The sequence below is a fragment of the Duganella sp. GW821-FHT07G03 genome (genome assembly GCF_059418605.1).
This window is the reverse complement of record NZ_JBWKQE010000008.1, coordinates 141,549-159,952: the sequence shown is the minus strand read 5'-3', so window position 1 is coordinate 159,952 and position 18,404 is coordinate 141,549. Positions and strand designations below refer to the sequence as shown.

Genomic DNA, 18,404 nt, shown 5'->3' with positions numbered 1-18,404 from the left:
TCGATGGTGAAGAAACGCCACGATAACTCTTGCTATGATGGGGGTCTTGTAGAAACGCGAACATTGTATGCACACCGTGACGAGCCGGCCCAAGGGCGTGGTCAATCCCGCCGCAGCCGAAAAAATCTTCCGCCTGGAACGCTACCTGCCCGCCCCCGACCTGGCGCCTTTCGTCGAGTACTTCTGGCTGGTGGCGTGGCAGTTGCCCGAAGGCGTGGTCCACGTGCAGCGCACCCTGCCCTCGCCATGCATCCACCTGGTGTTCGACGCCGGCCGCACGGCGGTGTTCGGGGTGATGACGGGTGCGTTCGAATATACGCTGAGAAACAGCGGCCGCATCCTGGGCGTGCGCTTTTTGCCGGGCGCCTTCCGCAGCTTCCTGAAGCGGCCGGTGCAGTCGGTGACGGATCGCGAAATACCGCTGTCGGCGCTGTTCGATTGCGACGACGCGCAAGCCGAGCGCAGCGTGCTGACCGCGCCCGACGACGCCGGCATGGTGGAGGCGGCCAGCGCCATCCTGCGCCGCGCCCTGCCCGTGCCAGATCCGCAGACCGCGCGCATCGCGCAGATCCTGGATGCGATCCAGCACCATCCCGAGATCACGCAGGTGCGGCAGCTGGCGGATCACACCGGCATCAGCGTGCGCCGCCTGCAAATGCTGTTCAAGGAGTACGTGGGCGCCACGCCGAAATGGGTGATACGCCGCAACCGCCTGCTGGACGCGGCCGACCAACTGTCGCACGGCAGCGAGATCGACCTGGCCTCGCTGGCGCAGGCGCTGGGCTATTACGACCAGGCCCACTTCACCACCGATTTTGAAAAACTGGTCGGCAAGCCGCCCGCCGATTACCGCCGCAGTTGCAAGGAGCAAGCATGAGTCGTCGTTTCAAGCAGGTCGATGTCTTCACCACCTCGCCGTTCATGGGCAACCCACTGGCAGTGATCCTGGATGCCGAAGGACTGAGCGACCAGCAGATGCAAACCATCGCCCGCTGGACCAATTTATCCGAGACTACTTTCGTACTGCCGGCCACCGATCCGGCCGCCGACTACCGGGTGCGCATCTTCACCACGGCGGAAGAGTTTCCGTTCGCCGGCCATCCGACGCTGGGCACGGCCTACGCGCTGCTGGAGGCGGGACTGCGCCCCAAAACACCGGGTGTGCTGGTACAGGAGTGCGGCGTCGGCCTGGTGCCGGTGCGCGTCGCCGATAACGCCAGCCTGGCGTTCCGCGCGCCGCAGGCCACATTGGCGGCGCTGGATGCCGGCCTGATGCCGCTGCTGCATACCGCGCTCGGTACCGCTGCGCTGACCGAAGGCCAGCCTCCGGTCGTGGTGAATATCGGCATACGCTGGCTGGTCGTGCGGCTCGATGCCGCGGCCGATTGCATGGCTGCGGCCTTCAACGCGACAGCGATCGCTGAACTGGTGCGGCGCGCCGGCAGCGACGGCGTGACGGTCTACGGCCCGCATCCGTCCGGCGGCCCGGCGGACTACGAAGTGCGCGCGGTGTGCGTGGAAAACGGCGCGATGATCGAAGACCCGGTCACCGGCAGCGCCAACGCCTGCATCGCCCGGCTGCTGACCGGCCCGGACTACACCGTGCGCCAGGGCACGGCGCTGGGCCGCGATGGCCGCGTCACCGTCAGCTACCTCGACGGCGAACCGTGGATAGGCGGACGGGTCGTCACAGTCATCGACGGCGTGATGAAACACAATTGACTGCCCCTCATCCAGATGAGACACTGTGCGCCTTACCCAACCACAGGAGACCATAAAATGTACCAAGTAGATACTGCCCTCCTGTCGGCTGCCTGATTACGTCGGGACTCCCCCCTGTAGTGTGTTGATCCGCGCGTACTCGCGCAGCTGACTTCCCGTATTCGCCACCCATTCGCTTGATCGCGAAGGGTATCGCTCGCCTTACCGGAATCAGGAAACACAACCACCATGATCGACATCGATTTTGAATCGCTGCGCCTTATCGGCTTAACGCAAACCATCGCCAGCCAGCTTTATCTCTTGCACGACGCCCCGGCCAACGCCCAGCTGGTGCGCATCACCGAAATCCAGCGCGACTGGCTCACCGCCCACGACGGCCAGGCCGAGTTCCGCGCGCGCGTGCTGCCGGTGCTGCACGACGCAGCCCTGGCCGTCGGCGACTGGGTGCTCAGCACCACGCTGGCGCACGATGAGCGCTGGCTCAGCGCGCTGCTGCCGCCCACCACCCACATCGCCCGGCGCGGCAACGACGGCCGCCATCACAGCCTGGTCAGCAACGTCGACACGGCGCTGCTGGTGATGGGCCTGGATCACGACTTCAACCCGCGCCGGCTGGAACGCTACCTCGCCATCGTCAAGACGGCGGGCGTGGAGCCGGTGGTGGTGATGAGCAAGGCCGACATCGGCGACGATGTGGAGGAACGCATGGAGCTGCTGCGGCAACGCCTGCCCGCCAGCATTCCGCTGCTGGCCGTGAATACGCTCAGCGACGACGCGGCGGCGCAACTGGCGCCGTGGCTGGGCGTGGGGCAGACGCTGGTGCTGTTGGGGTCTTCGGGCGCTGGCAAATCCACGCTAACCAATACGCTGACGCAGGCCGGCCAGCAGACCGGCGGCGTGCGCAAGGGAGACGGGCGCGGCCGGCATACCACCACGTCGCGCTCGCTGCACCTGTGCGACGGCGGCGCCTGCATCATCGATACGCCCGGCCTGCGCAGCTGGCAACCCGATGCCGACGAGGCCAGCCTGACGGCCGCCTTCGAAGACATCGACGCGCTGGCGGCGCAATGTCAGTTCCGCGACTGCCGCCACGCCGCCGAACCCGGTTGCGCGGTGCGCGGCGCGGTCGATGAGGACCGTCTGCTGAACTACCACAAGCTCTTGCGCGAGGCGCGCCGCAGCCAGCAAACCCCGCTGGACCGCATCGCCGAAGTCGCCAAATGGAAAGTGATGCAGCGCGCCGCCGTGGCCCGCTCGAAGGACAAGCTCGGCAAACGTTAACAGACGTTTGACGCCGCAGCAGATCGACTATACTGCCTTTAGGTATAGTCGATCGACAGAGCAGGAGGACGTATGAGCCAGCAAGTCATCCATCGTGATCCGGAGATTTATAGCGGCGCCACGGTGTTCGTGGGTACTCGCGTGCCACTTTCGACACTCTTTGATTATTTAAAAGCCGGAGAGTCCCTTCAAGGTTTTCTTTCCGACTATCCATCGGTCTCAAAGAGCGCAGCGATCGCCGCACTAGTGATCGCGGAACAATGTGCAGACCGACAATGCGCAATTGAACTGACGCTCTAGCGGCCATTGGCCACCTAGATAGCTACGATGGTGACGATGCGACGGGCTTGCGCAGCAACACCGGCAGGCACAGCACATACAGGCCGGCGCCGATCAGCCACACCAGGCCAGGAAAGCTGCCGCGCGACATGAAGTAGATCGTGCTGATCGCCACCGGCCCAATCACCGTCGCCAGGCTGGCCGTGCTGGCCAGTACGCCTTGCAGTTTTCCCTGCTGCTCCGGGCCAACGCTGGCCGACACCAGCGACTGCAAGGCCGGCGCGCCGATGCCGCCAAGGCAGAACAAGGGCATCAGCGCGAACGCCATCCAGCCTTGGCTGGCCAATGCGATCAATATGTAAGCGGTGCTGTCGGCAGCTATGCCAACCATCAATGCGCGGCGTTCGCCCCAGCGTTCCGCGATCGGTCCGACCACGAAGGCCTGTGCCAAGGCGTGAAACGCGCCGAAGCCGGCCAGCGAGATGCCGATGGTCAGCGAGTCCCAGGCGAACTTGTCCTCGCCGTACAGCACCCAGACCGTACCGCCGATTTCTCCGATCAATACCAGCACGCCGGAAGCGCCGATCAGCGGCAGCAGCGACTTGAAGCTGGCCGCCCAGCGCAAGTTGGCCAGCGGATTAAAGGACATGCGTTCGGCAGGCGCGGCGTCGGCCGCGCGCGGCGTGTGCGACTCGCGCACCACCAGCAAGGTCAGCACCAGATTGACGGCGTTCATCGCGGCCGCAGCCAGGAACGGCGCCCTCACCCACCACGCACCGAGCAAGCCGCCGATCACCGGGCCGATGATGAAGCCGATGCCGAAGCAGGCGCCCAGCTGGCCGTAGCGGCGCGAGCGCTGGTCTTCCGGCGTGACATCGGCGATGTAGGCCGAGGTGACGGCCATGCTGGCGCCGCTGATGCCGGCGATCGCGCGGCCGACGAACAGCAAGGCCAGCGACGGCGCCATCGCCATGAACAGATAATCGACCACCGCGCCCGCCAGCGACAGCAGCAGCACCGGCCGCCGGCCGATGCGGTCGCTCAGCACGCCAAGCACCGGCGAGAAGATGAACTGCATCAGCGCATACAGCCCGGTGAAGGCGCCGAAGCGCCAGCCCAGCTCGGACGTATGGCCGACATCGCGCATCAGTTGCGGAATGATGGGCATCGTCAAGCCGATGCCGATGGCGCTCAGGACAACGGTGGACAGTATGGTCAGCAGCGCTCGGTTCATGGGGCTCTTTGCAGGATGTAGCCGGCGATTGTATGTCGGTGGGATTCACACCGCTGTGGCCGCTGTCACAAACTACCAGCGTTCCGTCCGAAACAGCAATTTCGGAATAGTCCCGACAACTGCCGAACAGCAGGAAAGCCTGGCTGACGTGAAAATCTCCACGCCATCCAATCTTCCCACATCAGGAGCCGCAGCATGGAACAGAAGACCCCTGCCATCATCATGCTGCACCGTGGCACGCCACGGTTGCAGCCCTGCCACGACGGCGCCGTGTTGGGCTGCTTCACCGAGGCCGGCCGGCGCGGCAACCATGTTTCACTGCGGGCTTATCCGACCACAGCTGGCGCGCGCGCAGCGCAGGCGGTGATAGCGCAAACCGAGCAGACGATGCTGTTGCAGGCACCCGATCGCATGCACGCGCTCCCGCTTCTGCCGCCAGGCGATCCGTTGCGCGAACCGCGCTGCAAGCGCGGCGTGGTGCTGGTCCACCTGTTCCACGGCGCGCGCTTCGAGCGAATCGACGAGCTGGTGGACCGTTACCGCGGTGCCGGTGTGGTCGAGGCGGGCCTGTTGGCGGCGATCGATACCGATTGCGTCGTCTGGATCGCCATCGCGCAAGACATGCAGGCGCTGGCCGCCCTGCACCCTGCCCTGCGCGCGACCGAGGCTGCGTTGGATACCCATTCCGAGCTGCTGCTGCTGGAGCCATGTGCCGCGTCATGCCTGCGCTGGATCGGGGTAAAGCAGTGATATGCTTACAAGGTCGAAGCCAATGGAGATACCAAGCCATGCTGGACCGCAGCGCCATGCAGGAGATGAATCGCGTACTCGATGTCGCGCCGCGCGTGCGTCCCGACAAGTACGGCCATGGCGCCTGCATCACCGAGCGTTGGGCCCACAGTGGCTTTACGTCCCATGTCGATCCGATGGCCGACCATGTGGTGATGACCTACTACGGGGCGCCGCAAAGAATCGAATGGCGCGACGGCAACCGCTACCAGCAAGGTGTTACGCGGCAGAAGTCGATCACGCTGATCCCCAGCGGCCACGAGGCGGCCTGGATGATCGCCGGCGAAATCGAGGTCTCGCATGTTTATTTTTCGGACGCGCGCCTGCAAACCTGCGCCGAGGCAATCGGCTATCGCGGCCCGGCGGTCCAGCTGCTGGACCGGGTGGCGCTGCCCGATCCCACCGCAAGTGCCTTGCTGGAAATTCTTTCTTCCGAAGCCTGCCGCGACGACGCCGGCAACGGCCTGTTTGTCGAGCAGGCGGTCGACCTGCTGTGCATGCACTTGGTGCGCGCGCACTTAACCACCTGCCGGGACGAAGGCAAGCGCGCCAAAGGCTGCCTCGCGAACTGGCAGGTCCGCCGCGTGACGGAATATTTGCTGGAGCGGCTGGACGAGGAAGTCCGGCTGGATGATCTGGCGAAGCTGGCCGGCTTGTCCCGCTTCTACTTTTGCGCCGCCTTCCGCCGCAGCACCGGCTTGACGCCACACCAGTGGCTGGTCAGCCAGCGCATGGCGCGCGCCCGTGCACTGGTGGCCGATCATTCGATACCGCTGACCCAGGTCGCCTTGGCCGTAGGCTACCAAACCCCATCCGCCTTCGCCGCCGCATTCCGACGGACCGAAGGGATGAGCCCCACGGAATATCGCCTGCGCTGCTGAAACCCCCGCAGCCTTTTCCAGTTTAACCCTGACAGAAGAGAACCATATGCCGATCACAAGAAGTTGCCACTAAGAGCCTGGCGGCGGGGCCAGTTCAGCAATAACAAAAATAGATGGCTTTCACCAAGGCTGCGTGCTCCGGCGCAATGGCTCCAGCCAGCCATTGATCCAAACGCGCCAACAGGCCTTTTACCCCGGCACCATTGCTGGACACTTGCTCAGCCTGCTCAAGCAGGCGGTGCTGGTACGCCGAGGGAACATAGGTCCGGATCAGAAGCGCCAGATTGGCGTTGAGTTCATCAAGTGTCATCAACTGTTGTGTCATGGTTTGATGGTACTTGATTGTTCATATACTCGACGTAAAAAAAGGCAGCCGAGGCTGCCTTTTTGCTGTGATGCTATGCGTTGCTTAGTGCTTGGCGCGCAGCTTGGCGATCGCCGCCAGCTGGCCGATGGCCGCTGCCAGTTCGGCTTGCGCTTTCGCGTAGTCGATACCAGACGAGTTGTTCGCCAGCGCTTCTTCGGCACGTTTCTTGGCCGCCGTCGCTTTGGCTTCGTCCAGATCCTTGCCGCGAATCGCGGTATCCGCCAGCACCGTCACGGCGCCCGGCTGCACTTCCAGCAGGCCGCCCGCGACGAAGACAAATTCTTCCTCGGCTTGACCTGGTACCTGGATGCGCACCGCGCCCGGACGGATGCGGGTGATCAGCGGCGTGTGCTTGGGGTAGATCCCCAGCTCGCCCTGCTCGCCCGGCAACGCGACGAATTCGGCTTCGCCCGAGTAGATCAACTCCTCGGCGGAAACCACGTCCACGTGTATAGTGTTTGCCATGTGTGTCCTGTCGGTGTGATGCAGCCCCGCTCGCGCGGGGCCGCAATCGAAACTCAATGATTAGTTGAGCTTCTTGGCTTTTTCGATAGCTTCGTCGATCGTGCCGACCATGTAGAACGCTTGTTCTGGCAGGTGATCGAGTTCGCCGGAAGCGATCATTTTGAAGCCCTTGATCGTGTCTTTCAGCGAAACGTATTTACCTGGCGAACCGGTAAACACTTCAGCAACGTGGAACGGCTGCGACAGGAAACGCTGCATCTTACGTGCGCGTGCCACCAGCAGTTTGTCTTCCGGCGCCAGTTCGTCCATACCCAGAATCGCGATGATGTCGCGCAGTTCTTTGTAGCGCTGCAGGGTCATCTGTACTGCGCGGGCGGTGTCGTAGTGCTCTTGACCGACGACCAGCGGATCCAGCTGGCGCGAGGTCGAGTCCAGTGGATCGACCGCAGGGTAGATACCCAGCGAGGCGATGTCACGCGACAGGGCGACGGTCGAATCCAGGTGACCGAAGGTGGTTGCAGGCGAAGGATCGGTGTAATCATCCGCTGGAACGTAGACGGCCTGGATCGAGGTGATCGAACCGGTCTTGGTCGAGGTGATGCGCTCTTGCAGACGGCCCATCTCTTCGGCCAGGGTAGGCTGGTAACCCACTGCGGAAGGCATACGGCCCAGCAGTGCGGACACTTCGGTACCGGCCAGCGTGAAGCGGTAGATGTTATCGACGAAGAACAGAACGTCCTTGCCTTCGTCACGGAACGATTCCGCCATGGTCAGACCGGTCAGCGCGACGCGCAGACGGTTGCCTGGTGGTTCATTCATCTGGCCGTAGACCATCGCCACTTTGGAGTTCTCTGGATTTTCCAGATCGACCACTTTGGCATCGGCCATCTCGTGGTAGAAGTCGTTACCTTCGCGGGTACGCTCGCCCACGCCGGCAAACACGGAAACACCCGAGTGCGCCTTGGCGATGTTGTTGATCAGTTCCATCATGTTCACGGTCTTGCCGACGCCGGCGCCGCCGAACAGGCCGACTTTACCGCCTTTGGCGAACGGGCACACCAGGTCGATCACCTTGATGCCGGTTTCCAGCAGCTCTTGCGATGGCGACAGTTCGTCGTACGCCGGAGGCGCGCGGTGGATCGACGCGGTCTGCTCGTGCGACACCGGGCCGCATTCGTCGATCGGGTTGCCCAGCACGTCCATGATGCGACCCAGGGTCGCTTTGCCCACTGGCACCATGATTGGTTTGCCGGTGTTCTGGATCATCATGCCGCGGCGCAGGCCGTCGGACGAACCCAGAGCAATGGTACGGACCACGCCGTCGCCCAGCTGTTGTTGTACTTCCAGGGTCAGCTCGGAGCCAGCCATTTTCAAGGCATCGAATACCTTAGGCATCGCGTTGCGTGGAAACTCTACGTCCACCACAGCGCCGATACACTGAACGATTTTGCCATCAGCCATGTTCGTTCCTTCTATATAGTTTAATTCGTTTAAACCGCAGCCGCACCGGCGACGATTTCGGAAAGTTCTTTGGTAATCGCAGCTTGGCGGGTTTTGTTGTAGATCAGCTTCAATTCGCCGATCACGCTGCCAGCGTTGTCGCTCGCAGCCTTCATCGCCACCATACGCGCCGATTGCTCGGACGCCAGGTTTTCCGCCACCGACTGGTACACCAGCGCTTCAACATAGCGCTCCAGCAGCTCATCAATCACGGTCGCAGCATCCGGCTCGTAGATGTAATCCCAGTTGTGATTACCCGCGTCGGCCTGCGTCTTCGCGGCTGGCAGTGGCAGCAACTGCTCCACTACCGGCTCTTGCTTCATCGTGTTAATGAACTTGGTGTAGCACAGGTAGACTGCGTCGACTTCGCCGTTCTGGAATTTCTCGAGCATGACCTTGACGGGTCCGATCAGTTTTTCCAGGTGCGGCGTGTCGCCGATCTGCGTTACTTGCGCAACGACAGGAATGCCCACGCGATTCAAAAAACCCAAACCTTTGTTACCGATAGCTACCGCGGCAATCTTGTTGCCGGCTGTTTCCAGCTCACGGGTTTTCGCCGTCACCATGCGCAGCACGTTGGTGTTCATGCCGCCGCACAGACCTTTGTCCGTGGTGACGACGATGAAGCCAACCGCCTTCGCCTGTTCCTTTTGCTCTTCAGCCAGGAACGGGTGGGTGTATTCCGGATTTGCGGTAGCCAGATTAGCGGCGATATTGCGAATCTTCTCACTGTAGGGACGGGCGGCGCGCATGCGATCCTGCGCTTTGCGCATTTTCGATGCGGCGACCATTTCCATCGCCTTGGTGATCTTCTTCGTATTTTCTACGCTCTTGATCTTGCCACGTATCTCTTTGCCTGCTGCCATGAGTCCTTACTCCTTCTGCGCTGCAGGCGATCCAGGGTTCAACCGGGACCGCCGTTTAGCTTAATATGCGCCGGATTTCTTGAAGTCGGCAATGGCGGCCGACAGCGCTGCTTCGCCGTCTTTGTCCAGTTGCTTCGATGCTTCAATCTTGGACAGCAGGTCAGCTTGCTTGGTCTTCAGGTAGCCGTGCAGGCCAGCTTCGAACGACAGCACTTGCTTGACCGAGACATCATCCAGGAAGCCCTTGTTCACTGCGAACAGCGAAGCGGCCATCAGGGAGATCGGCAGCGGCGAGTACTGAGCCTGCTTGAGCAGTTCGGTCACGCGGGCACCGCGGTCCAGCTGCTTGCGGGTCGATTCGTCCAGGTCGGAAGCGAACTGCGCGAACGCAGCCAGTTCACGGTACTGCGCCAAGTCGGTACGGATACCGCCGGACAGGTTTTTGATGACCTTGGTCTGGGCGGCGCCACCGACGCGCGACACCGAAATACCGGCGTTAATCGCAGGACGGATACCGGCGTTGAACAGCGAGGTTTCCAGGAAGATCTGGCCGTCGGTAATCGAAATCACGTTGGTTGGCACGAACGCCGAAACGTCGCCAGCCTGGGTTTCAATGATCGGCAGTGCGGTCAGCGAGCCGGTCTTGCCTTTGACTGCGCCGCCGGTGAAGGCTTCGACGTAGTCGGCGTTGACGCGTGCTGCGCGTTCCAGCAGACGGCTGTGCAGGTAGAACACGTCGCCTGGGTAGGCTTCGCGGCCTGGTGGACGGCGCAGCAGCAGCGAGATCTGACGGTAGGCAACTGCTTGCTTCGACAGGTCATCGTACACGATCAGGGCGTCTTCACCGCGGTCGCGGAAGTATTCGCCCATGGTGCAGCCGGAGTAGGCCGAGATGTACTGCATCGCAGCCGATTCCGACGCGGTGGCGGCGACGACGATGGTGTATTCCATCGCGCCATGCGCTTCCAGCGAACGCACGATGTTTTTGATCGTCGAGGCTTTCTGACCGATAGCCACGTAGATGCAGGTCATGCCCTGGCCTTTTTGGTTGATGATCGCATCAACCGCCACGGCGGACTTACCAGTTTGACGGTCGCCAATGATCAGCTCGCGCTGGCCACGGCCAATTGGTACCATCGCGTCGATCGACTTCAGACCGGTCTGCATCGGCTGCGAGACGGACTCACGGGCGATAACGCCTGGAGCGATCTTTTCGATTGGCGAGGTCAGCTTGGCGTCGATGGCGCCTTTGCCGTCGATCGGCTGGCCCAGGGCGTTGACCACACGGCCACGCAGTTCAGGACCGACCGGCACTTCCAGAATGCGGCCGGTGCACTTGACCGTGTCGCCTTCGGAGATGTGCTCGTAAGCACCCAGAATCACGGCGCCGACGGAGTCACGCTCCAGGTTCATCGCCAGACCAAAGGTGTTACCAGGGAATTCCAGCATTTCGCCCTGCATCACGTCCGACAGGCCGTGGATGCGGACGATACCGTCGGCGACGGAAATAACCGTGCCTTGGTTGCGTACTTCAGCGCCGCCATCAAGGCCTTCGATACGGCTCTTGATCAGCTCGCTGATTTCAGATGGGTTGAGTTGCATACTAACTCCTAAAAGTGTTTCTCTCAGCTTGCGCGAGGGGAAGAATCTGTTCTAAGCGGCGCTTACGCGACCAGCGCAACGTGCAATTGCTGCAACTTGGCGCGGACCGACGTGTCCAGCACCTGATCGCCAACAACGACGCGCACGCCACCGATCAACGCTGGATCCACGGTCACGACCGGGTTCAGCTTGCGGCTGAATTTCTTCTCCAGCGTGGCGACCAGCTCGCTCACTTGAGCCGAGCTCAGGTCGAAGGCGCTGGTGATGTCGGCGTCTGCCGCACCTTCCGTGGCGTTTTTCAACGCCAGGAATTGCGCGCCGATTTCCGGCAGCAGACTGATGCGGCCATTGTCGACCAGCATCGCCAGGAAGTTTTTCGCTTCCGTGTTCAACGGCGACTTGACCAGTGCCGACATGGCGGCGCTCACATCGCTAGCCGAAGCTTTCGGGTTGCGGGCGAATGCTTGCACCTCGGGGTGGGCACCGATCTGGGCCAGTTCGGCCACCAGTTCGGACCACGCCGCGAGGTTGAACGATTCCTTACCTGCTTGGGCTACGCGGAACAAAGCTTCCGCGTAGGGACGGGCGACGGTTGCGTTTTCTGCCATGATTACAGCTCGACAGACAGGCGCGACAACAGATCGGCGTGGGCCGACGCGTTGATTTCGCGCTTGAGGATTTGCTCGGCGCCCTTCACAGCCAGGTCAGCCACCTGAGCGCGCAGCGTGTCGCGCGCTTTGGCCAGTTGCTGATCGGCGTCGGCCTTGGCTTGCGCAATGATGCGGTCCGCTTCGGCTTGTGCATTTGCTTTGATTTCTTCTGCCACCAGTTGCGCGCGCTTTTCAGCGTCGGCAACGCGTTGCGAAGCTTCTTCGCGTGCACCTGCCAGCGCTTCGCTGGCGCGCTTCTCAGCCACTACCATCGCTTGCTGGCCTTGGTCGGCCGCAGCCAGACCGTCAGCGATACGCTTGGCACGCTCATCCAACGCTGCATTCAGCGATGGAAATACGAACTTCATCGAAACCCAGACCAACACCGCGAAGGTGATCATCTGACCGATGAGAGACATATTGATGTCCATACCTTTGCTCCTAACTAAAAGTTTCTCCTAGAAGGGAGCGAATTAATGTGCCGCCAGAACAGCTGCCAGGAACGGGTTGCTGAAGGTGTACAGCAGAGCAACGCCGACGCCGATCATCGAGATCGCATCCAGCAGACCAGCGATAACGAACAGCTTGGTTTGCAGTTGTGGCATCAGTTCAGGTTGACGAGCCGAAGCTTCCAGGAATTTGCCGCCCAGAATTGCGAAACCGAGTGCGGTGCCGATAGCGGCCAGGCCGATGATGATTGCTGCGGCCAGAACGGTCATGCTTTGTACTTGTGCGATCAGAGCTTGCATTGAATTTCTCCTAAGATTTTAAAAAAGACTACAGATACTAAAAAGTTAAAACGATTTGTTGCTTAATGTTTCTCAACCGCAAGGCTCAGATACACAACAGTCAACGCCATAAACACAAACGCTTGCAGGGTCACCACCAGGATGTGGAAGATAACCCAAGGACCACCCAGCAGCCACTGCGCCCACCATGGCAGCAGAGCGATCAGAATGAACAGCAGCTCGCCGGCGTACATATTGCCGAAGAGTCGCAGCGACAGCGACAGTGGCTTAGCCAGCAACTCGATCATCTGGAAGGCGAAGTTGACCGGAGCCAGCACGACGGCCATGAAGCCGTGGGCGTGGAACGGAGCGGTCAGCAACTCTTTACCCCAGCCGCCGAGACCTTTGGCTTTGATCGAGAAACCAATAATGCACAGCATGACGCCGAACGACATGCCGAAAGTGTGGTTGACGTCCGCGGTCGGCACGACACGCAGTTTGTGGACGCCAGCGTAGCCAAGAATCTTGGGCAGCAGATCGACCGGCAGGAAGTCCATCGCGTTCATCAGCCAAACCCAGCAGAAGATCGTGATAGCCAGCGGTGCGATGACCTTGCTCTTGGCGTGGAATGCGGAATTGACGACTTCGTTCACCAGCTCCATGACGGCTTCGACGAAGTTTTGCAGCTTGCCCGGCACACCGGCGGTCGCACGGCGCGAGGCCATGTAGAACACGCCGAGGAAGATCATGCCCAGAACGGCCGAAACCCAGAACGTGTCCAGGTTATAGGCGCCGTCGGCAGACTTCAGGTGCGACAGGTGATGCTGAATATACTCAATGGAGGTGGGCGCTTCGTGTGCCCCTACAGCGTTTTCTGTGGTCATAAAAGTATTAGATTTTGGTGATTAAATTGCGAGCAGTGAAAACCAATAAGCTAAGGTTGCCACCGCGAAACCCAAGATCAGCCATAACCAAGAGGCCGACTGAAACAGCGCCAGTGCCAAAACAAACAGCACTACCGTGATAAATATTTTCACTACTTCGGCGCGTACATGCGACCGGAAAGCTTTTTTAGCGTCATTTGTTCCGCCCGCAACAATCATCGCGTACATCAGACTCCCGATGACTGCGATTGCTCCGCCATAGGCGGCCGACCAAGCTTTGAGCACTCCACCCAAGTTCCAGGCGAGCAAGGCGAATCCAGTGGCGATGGCCAGCTGGAGGGCGACGACTTTAAACACCGGCTTGGAAATACTCGTCGAATCATTCATCTGGCGAGCTCCCTGAAAAGCCGATAAAACCCAAAGACACGGGATTATATGTGTCTTTACTGTATCACGTCAAACATTGCTGCACCGCAGCAGAGCAATTGGTGCACGAAAGCGACGCTTTTATAAACAATTCCAAGCCGGTTGCACCAAGTTGGAACCAGTTAAGCGTTTTCGTCTTTTATTGGCTCCAACGCAACATCGGGGGTCAAGTCTGACATTCGGACACGAGCTCTGCCGTAACAGCGCAGTTACGGCAGAGCTCGTGTCCGAATGTCAGACTTGACCCCGGGTTTAGGCGCGCAGGCGGGCGAGGACGCCGTCGAGGATGTCGAGGTCGGCGAAGTCGATGATCATCTGACCACGGCCTTTGGTGCCCATCTTGAACACCACCGGCGTGGCCAGCTTGTCGGACAGCTCTTCTTCCAGCCGCACGATGTCGCCGGACTTTTCTTTCTGGCGCGCTTCGGTCGGCGAGGCTTTTTGATCCTCGATAGTTTTTGCCACCAACTTTTCAGTTTCACGTACCGACAACCGTTTGGCGATGACCATATTGGCCAGGTTGATCTGCGTGGCCGCATCCACCGACAGCAAAGCGCGGGCGTGGCCCATGTCGATATCGCCGGCCATCAGCATGGTCTGCACCGGATTCGCCAGGTTCATCAGGCGCAGCAGGTTCGAGACGGCGCTGCGCGAACGACCAACAGCCGTGGCCGCCTGCTCGTGGGTGAAACTGAAGTCGGTGATCAGGCGATGGATGCCCTGCGCCTCTTCCAGCGGATTCAAATCCTCGCGCTGCATGTTTTCGATCAGCGCCATCGCGGCGGCGGCCTGGTCGTCCACGTCGCGCACCAACACCGGGAGCACTTCCAGGCCGGCGATTTGCGCGGCGCGGAAACGGCGTTCGCCGGCGATGATCTCGTACTTGATGGCGCCGGTCAGCTTGTCGCTGCCGACCGGACGCACCAGGATCGGCTGCATGATGCCCTGGGTCTTGATCGACGCGGCCAGCTCCTGCAAGCCGCCCTCATCCATACGGGTACGCGGCTGATATTTGCCGGCCTGCATTTGCGTGACCGGGAGTTCGGACGGCGTGTTGGCGTCCGCAGTGGTGATGTCGCCGTCGCCGCCGAGCAGCGCGTCCAGGCCGCGACCGAGGCCTTTGAGTTTTTTGGTTGCCATGTGATTGCCTTACATTTTCTTGATGCGCTTGACCATCTCGGCGCCGAAGGCGATATACGCCTGCGCACCCTTGGAGGATGGATCGAAGGTGACGCCCGGCAGGCCGTAGGACGGCGCTTCGGCCAGGCGTACGTTGCGGGGGATGATGGTTTTGAAGACCTTGTCGCCGAAGTGCTGCTCCAGCTGGGCCGACACTTGCTGCGACAGCGTCATGCGCGGATCGAACATCACGCGCAGCAGGCCGATGATCTTCAGGTCCGGGTTCAGGTTGGCGTGCACCTTCTTGATCGTGTTGACCAGGTCGGACAGGCCTTCCAGCGCGTAGTACTCGCACTGCATCGGGATGATGACGCCGTGCGCGGCGCACAGGCCGTTCAGGGTCAGCATCGACAACGCCGGTGGGCAGTCGATCAGGATGAAGTCGTACTCCTTGTCGACCAGCGCCAGTGCGTCCTTCAGGCGGCGCTCGCGGTTCTCCAGCGAGACCATCTCGACTTCGGCGCCGGCCAGCTCGCGGTTGGAGGGCAGCACGTCGAACTGGCCCGGCTCCGAACGCTGGCGCGCGGTGGCCACGTCAGATTCGCCCAGCATCACCTCATAGGTCGATGCGGCCAGTCCCGCCTTGTTGATGCCCGCGCCCATCGTGGCATTGCCTTGTGGGTCCAGGTCGACCAGCAGTACCCGCTGGTTCAGCTTTGCCAATCCGGCGGCCAGGTTAACCGTCGTGGTAGTCTTACCTACGCCACCCTTTTGATTTGCTACGCAAAAAATTTTCGCCATGTATTTCTTTGGGTTGTGCTTCTTAATTATTTATACTATTAAAACGATATAAACGATTTATACTGTTTATACGGAATAAACCGTATAAACCGTTTATATCGTATAAATCATTTATACAGTTTCGGCTTGGATGAAAACCAGGTGGCGCTCCGCGTCCAGCCCCGGCACTTCTAAAGGCTCCAGTTTCTGCACTTTCCATGGCTCTGGCAGTCGCTCCCGCTCCTCCGCCGGCGCCGTGCCTTTCAGGGCGATGAATCGCCCGCCCTCTTGCAGCAGGTGCCCCGACCAGTTGACGAAGTCGGAAAGGTCGGCGAAAGCCCGCGAGGTGATGACGTCGAACTTGGTCTTCACTTCCAGCTGCTCCACGCGCTTGGTGTACACCGTCACGTTGGCCAGGCCCAGCTCCGCCTTCACCTGGTTGAGGAACGCGGTCTTCTTGTGCACCGTGTCGATCATCGACACTTTCATGTCCGGACGGCTGATCGCCAGCACCATGCCCGGCAGCCCGCCCCCTGCTCCCACGTCCAGCACGTTCTGCGCGCCGGCGAAGGCAGGCACCGCCGCCAGCGAATCGAGCACATGCAAGGTGACCATCTGCATCGGATCGCGCACCGAGGTCAGGTTGTACACCGAATTCCACTTGTTCAGCAGCGCCAGGTAGTCCAGCAACTTCTCCACCTGGTCGTCGCCTAGGCCCAGCTTCAGACTGTTGATGCCTTGTTTTAAAACATCCGCAATAGCTACACGGTCAAACACCTTCATTGAACAGCCTCATCTTTTTGATTCAAAAAACCGCCGAAACCGGCCTTCTTCAGGTGCACCAGCAGCAGCGAAATCGCCGCCGGGGTCACGCCGGAGATGCGCGATGCCTGGCCCAGCGTTTCCGGACGCTGCGCGTGCAGCTTCTGGCGCACTTCCACCGACAGCGCTGTGATGTCCAGGTAGTTGAAACCTTCCGGCAATTTCAAGTTTTCGTAGTGCTCGTGGCGCTCGACTTCCTTGGTCTGGCGGTCGATATAGCCCGAATATTTGAGCTGGATTTCCACCTGCTCGCGCACCGCTCCGTCGGCCACGCCGGGACCGGCCAGCTCGCGGCCGTCGATACCGGACAGGCTCATCAGCTTGTCGTAGTCGACGCCGGGACGGGCCAGCAGGTTCGCCAGCGAGTACTCGCGCTCGATCGCCTGGCCGATAACGCGCTCGGATTCGGCCGCTTCCAGGATGCGTGGATTGACCCACGTGGAACGCAAACGCTCCAGTTCGCGCGCGACGGCTTCGCGTTTGGTCTCGAATGCCTGCCACTGCGCATCGCCAACCACGCCCAGTTTGCGGCCGATTTCGGTCAGGCGCATGTCGGCATTGTCTTCACGCAGGCTCAGACGATACTCGGCGCGGCTGGTGAACATGCGGTACGGCTCCATCACACCTTGCGTGACCAGGTCGTCGACCATCACGCCCAGGTAGGCTTCGGAACGGGCCGGCGTCCAGGCTTCGCGGCCCTGGGTTTGCAGCGCGGCGTTGATACCGGCCAGCATGCCCTGCGCCGCCGCTTCTTCGTAGCCGGTGGTGCCGTTGATCTGGCCGGCGAAGTACAGGCCGCCTACGGCCTTGGTTTCCAGCGATGCCTTGAGGCCGCGCGGGTCGAAATAATCGTATTCGATGGCGTAGCCGGGACGCAGGATGTGGGCGTTTTCCATGCCCTTCATCGAGCGCACCAGGGCGATTTGCACGTCGAACGGCAGGCTGGTGGAGATGCCGTTTGGATAGAATTCGTTGGTCGTCAAGCCTTCCGGCTCCAGGAAAATCTGGTGCGATTCCTTGGACGAGAAGCGGTGGATCTTGTCCTCGATCGACGGGCAATAGCGCGGGCCGACGCCTTCGATGACGCCGGTGTACATCGGGCTGCGGTCCAGGCCGGCACGAATGATGTCGTGGGTCTCGGTGTTGGTGTGCGTGACCCAGCACGGCATTTGCGCAGGGTGCATGGCGGCATTGCCCATCACCGAGAACACCGGCACCGGATCGAGGTCGCCCGGCTGTTCGGTCATCAGCGAGAAGTCGATGCTGCGGCCGTCGATGCGCGGCGGCGTGCCGGTCTTCAGGCGGCCTTGCGGCAGCTTCAGTTCCTTCAGGCGGGCCGACAGCGAGATCGCCGGTGGATCGCCGGCGCGACCGGCCGAGTAGTTCTGCAGGCCGACGTGGATCTTACCGTCGAGGAAGGTACCGGCGGTCAGCACGACCGCCGGCGCCAGGAACTTCAGGCCGATCTGGGTGACGGCGCCGATCACGCGGTCGCCCTCCACCATCAGGTCGTCGACCGCCTGCTGGAACAGCCACAGGTTGGGCTGGTTTTCCAGGCGCGAACGGATGGCTTGCTTGTACAGGATGCGGTCGGCCTGGGCGCGGGTGGCGCGCACGGCAGGGCCCTTGGACGAGTTCAGGATGCGGAACTGGATGCCCGACTCATCGGTGGCGATGGCCATGGCGCCGCCCATGGCGTCGACTTCCTTGACCAGATGGCCTTTGCCGATACCACCGATGGAGGGATTGCACGACATCTGGCCCAGCGTCTCAATGTTATGCGTGAGCAGCAAGGTCTTCTGACCCATGCGGGCCGAAGCGAGGGCCGCCTCGGTGCCGGCGTGACCACCACCGACGACGATGACGTCGAATTTTGTAGGAAATAGCATGTTGGAATTGGTTAAAGCGAAGGGATCAAGGTCAGATTATAGAGTCTTTTTGTGGCTGCGACTTTTTTAAGCAAAAAAATACTGTTGAATTGTTCCACGTGAAACATTGAAAAGGGGCCC

At 61.0% G+C, this 18,404-nt stretch carries 21 protein-coding genes; 6 read left to right on the top strand and 15 right to left on the bottom strand.

Going from position 1 to position 18,404, the window contains the following annotated elements:
- Positions 1 to 67 precede the first annotated feature (67 nt).
- From AC07OK_RS13220 to AC07OK_RS13205, 4 genes are all read left to right on the top strand, one after another.
- A complete protein-coding gene (locus AC07OK_RS13220; RefSeq protein ID WP_494690732.1) occupies positions 68 to 877 on the top strand; it encodes a DUF6597 domain-containing transcriptional factor in 810 nt (269 codons plus the stop codon).
- Entirely contained in the window at positions 874 to 1,722 is an 849-nt protein-coding gene (locus tag AC07OK_RS13215) for a PhzF family phenazine biosynthesis protein (protein WP_494690731.1), read from the top strand. The genes AC07OK_RS13220 and AC07OK_RS13215 overlap by 4 nt, the downstream gene beginning before the upstream one ends.
- A gap of 228 nt (positions 1,723 to 1,950) precedes the next feature.
- Positions 1,951 to 3,003, top strand: coding sequence for a ribosome small subunit-dependent GTPase A (rsgA, locus tag AC07OK_RS13210; RefSeq protein ID WP_494690730.1), 1,053 nt, complete (start codon positions 1,951 to 1,953; stop codon positions 3,001 to 3,003).
- A gap of 72 nt (positions 3,004 to 3,075) precedes the next feature.
- Positions 3,076 to 3,303, top strand: coding sequence for a DUF433 domain-containing protein (locus AC07OK_RS13205; RefSeq protein WP_494690729.1), 228 nt, complete (start codon positions 3,076 to 3,078; stop codon positions 3,301 to 3,303).
- A gap of 22 nt (positions 3,304 to 3,325) precedes the next feature.
- Here AC07OK_RS13205 and tet read toward each other — a convergent pair whose 3' ends face one another.
- Positions 3,326 to 4,516: a Tet(A)/Tet(B)/Tet(C) family tetracycline efflux MFS transporter gene (gene tet, locus AC07OK_RS13200; RefSeq protein ID WP_494690728.1), complete on the bottom strand. Its 1,191-nt coding sequence runs from the start codon at positions 4,514 to 4,516 to the stop codon at positions 3,326 to 3,328.
- A 195-nt stretch (positions 4,517 to 4,711) separates the two neighbouring features.
- Here tet and AC07OK_RS13195 point away from each other — a divergent pair, with 195 nt between their 5' ends.
- Positions 4,712 to 5,266 carry a hypothetical protein gene (locus AC07OK_RS13195; RefSeq protein WP_494690727.1) on the top strand — a complete coding sequence of 185 codons (555 nt, stop codon included), beginning with the start codon at positions 4,712 to 4,714 and terminating at the stop codon, positions 5,264 to 5,266.
- A 38-nt stretch (positions 5,267 to 5,304) separates the two neighbouring features.
- On the top strand, positions 5,305 to 6,186 hold the full coding sequence (locus AC07OK_RS13190) for a helix-turn-helix transcriptional regulator (protein ID WP_494690726.1): 882 nt from the start codon (positions 5,305 to 5,307) through the stop codon (positions 6,184 to 6,186).
- 94 nt (positions 6,187 to 6,280) lie between these two features.
- Here AC07OK_RS13190 and AC07OK_RS13185 read toward each other — a convergent pair whose 3' ends face one another.
- The 14 genes from AC07OK_RS13185 to mnmG form a co-directional block, all read right to left on the bottom strand.
- Positions 6,281 to 6,511 carry a hypothetical protein gene (locus AC07OK_RS13185; RefSeq protein WP_494690725.1) on the bottom strand — a complete coding sequence of 77 codons (231 nt, stop codon included), beginning with the start codon at positions 6,509 to 6,511 and terminating at the stop codon, positions 6,281 to 6,283.
- 84 nt (positions 6,512 to 6,595) lie between these two features.
- Positions 6,596 to 7,018: a F0F1 ATP synthase subunit epsilon gene (locus AC07OK_RS13180; RefSeq protein ID WP_026334777.1), complete on the bottom strand. Its 423-nt coding sequence runs from the start codon at positions 7,016 to 7,018 to the stop codon at positions 6,596 to 6,598.
- Positions 7,019 to 7,078: 60 nt separating this feature from the next.
- Entirely contained in the window at positions 7,079 to 8,479 is a 1,401-nt protein-coding gene (gene atpD / locus AC07OK_RS13175) for a F0F1 ATP synthase subunit beta (RefSeq protein ID WP_026334776.1), read from the bottom strand.
- A gap of 29 nt (positions 8,480 to 8,508) precedes the next feature.
- Positions 8,509 to 9,384 carry a F0F1 ATP synthase subunit gamma gene (gene atpG, locus AC07OK_RS13170; protein WP_020703974.1) on the bottom strand — a complete coding sequence of 292 codons (876 nt, stop codon included), beginning with the start codon at positions 9,382 to 9,384 and terminating at the stop codon, positions 8,509 to 8,511.
- A 60-nt stretch (positions 9,385 to 9,444) separates the two neighbouring features.
- Positions 9,445 to 10,986, bottom strand: coding sequence for a F0F1 ATP synthase subunit alpha (gene atpA, locus AC07OK_RS13165; protein ID WP_020703973.1), 1,542 nt, complete (start codon positions 10,984 to 10,986; stop codon positions 9,445 to 9,447).
- Positions 10,987 to 11,048: 62 nt separating this feature from the next.
- The gene (locus AC07OK_RS13160; RefSeq protein WP_494690724.1) at positions 11,049 to 11,594 is read right to left on the bottom strand and encodes a F0F1 ATP synthase subunit delta; all 546 of its coding nucleotides are present in this window, start codon (positions 11,592 to 11,594) and stop codon (positions 11,049 to 11,051) included.
- Between the two features lie 2 nt (positions 11,595 to 11,596).
- Entirely contained in the window at positions 11,597 to 12,067 is a 471-nt protein-coding gene (locus tag AC07OK_RS13155; RefSeq protein WP_020703971.1) for a F0F1 ATP synthase subunit B, read from the bottom strand.
- 42 nt (positions 12,068 to 12,109) lie between these two features.
- Entirely contained in the window at positions 12,110 to 12,385 is a 276-nt protein-coding gene (atpE, locus tag AC07OK_RS13150; RefSeq protein ID WP_008443432.1) for a F0F1 ATP synthase subunit C, read from the bottom strand.
- 62 nt (positions 12,386 to 12,447) lie between these two features.
- Complete coding sequence (gene atpB / locus AC07OK_RS13145) at positions 12,448 to 13,248, bottom strand: F0F1 ATP synthase subunit A (RefSeq protein WP_116991268.1); 801 nt, start codon at positions 13,246 to 13,248, stop codon at positions 12,448 to 12,450.
- 21 nt (positions 13,249 to 13,269) lie between these two features.
- On the bottom strand, positions 13,270 to 13,635 hold the full coding sequence (locus tag AC07OK_RS13140) for an ATP synthase subunit I (protein WP_036622994.1): 366 nt from the start codon (positions 13,633 to 13,635) through the stop codon (positions 13,270 to 13,272).
- A 291-nt stretch (positions 13,636 to 13,926) separates the two neighbouring features.
- Entirely contained in the window at positions 13,927 to 14,814 is an 888-nt protein-coding gene (locus AC07OK_RS13135; protein ID WP_494690723.1) for a ParB/RepB/Spo0J family partition protein, read from the bottom strand.
- A 9-nt stretch (positions 14,815 to 14,823) separates the two neighbouring features.
- A complete protein-coding gene (locus tag AC07OK_RS13130) occupies positions 14,824 to 15,594 on the bottom strand; it encodes a ParA family protein (RefSeq protein ID WP_026334773.1) in 771 nt (256 codons plus the stop codon).
- Positions 15,595 to 15,705: 111 nt separating this feature from the next.
- On the bottom strand, positions 15,706 to 16,356 hold the full coding sequence (gene rsmG / locus AC07OK_RS13125) for a 16S rRNA (guanine(527)-N(7))-methyltransferase RsmG (RefSeq protein WP_494690722.1): 651 nt from the start codon (positions 16,354 to 16,356) through the stop codon (positions 15,706 to 15,708).
- On the bottom strand, positions 16,353 to 18,284 hold the full coding sequence (mnmG, locus tag AC07OK_RS13120) for a tRNA uridine-5-carboxymethylaminomethyl(34) synthesis enzyme MnmG (protein ID WP_494690721.1): 1,932 nt from the start codon (positions 18,282 to 18,284) through the stop codon (positions 16,353 to 16,355). The genes rsmG and mnmG overlap by 4 nt, the downstream gene beginning before the upstream one ends.
- Positions 18,285 to 18,404 lie beyond the last annotated feature (120 nt).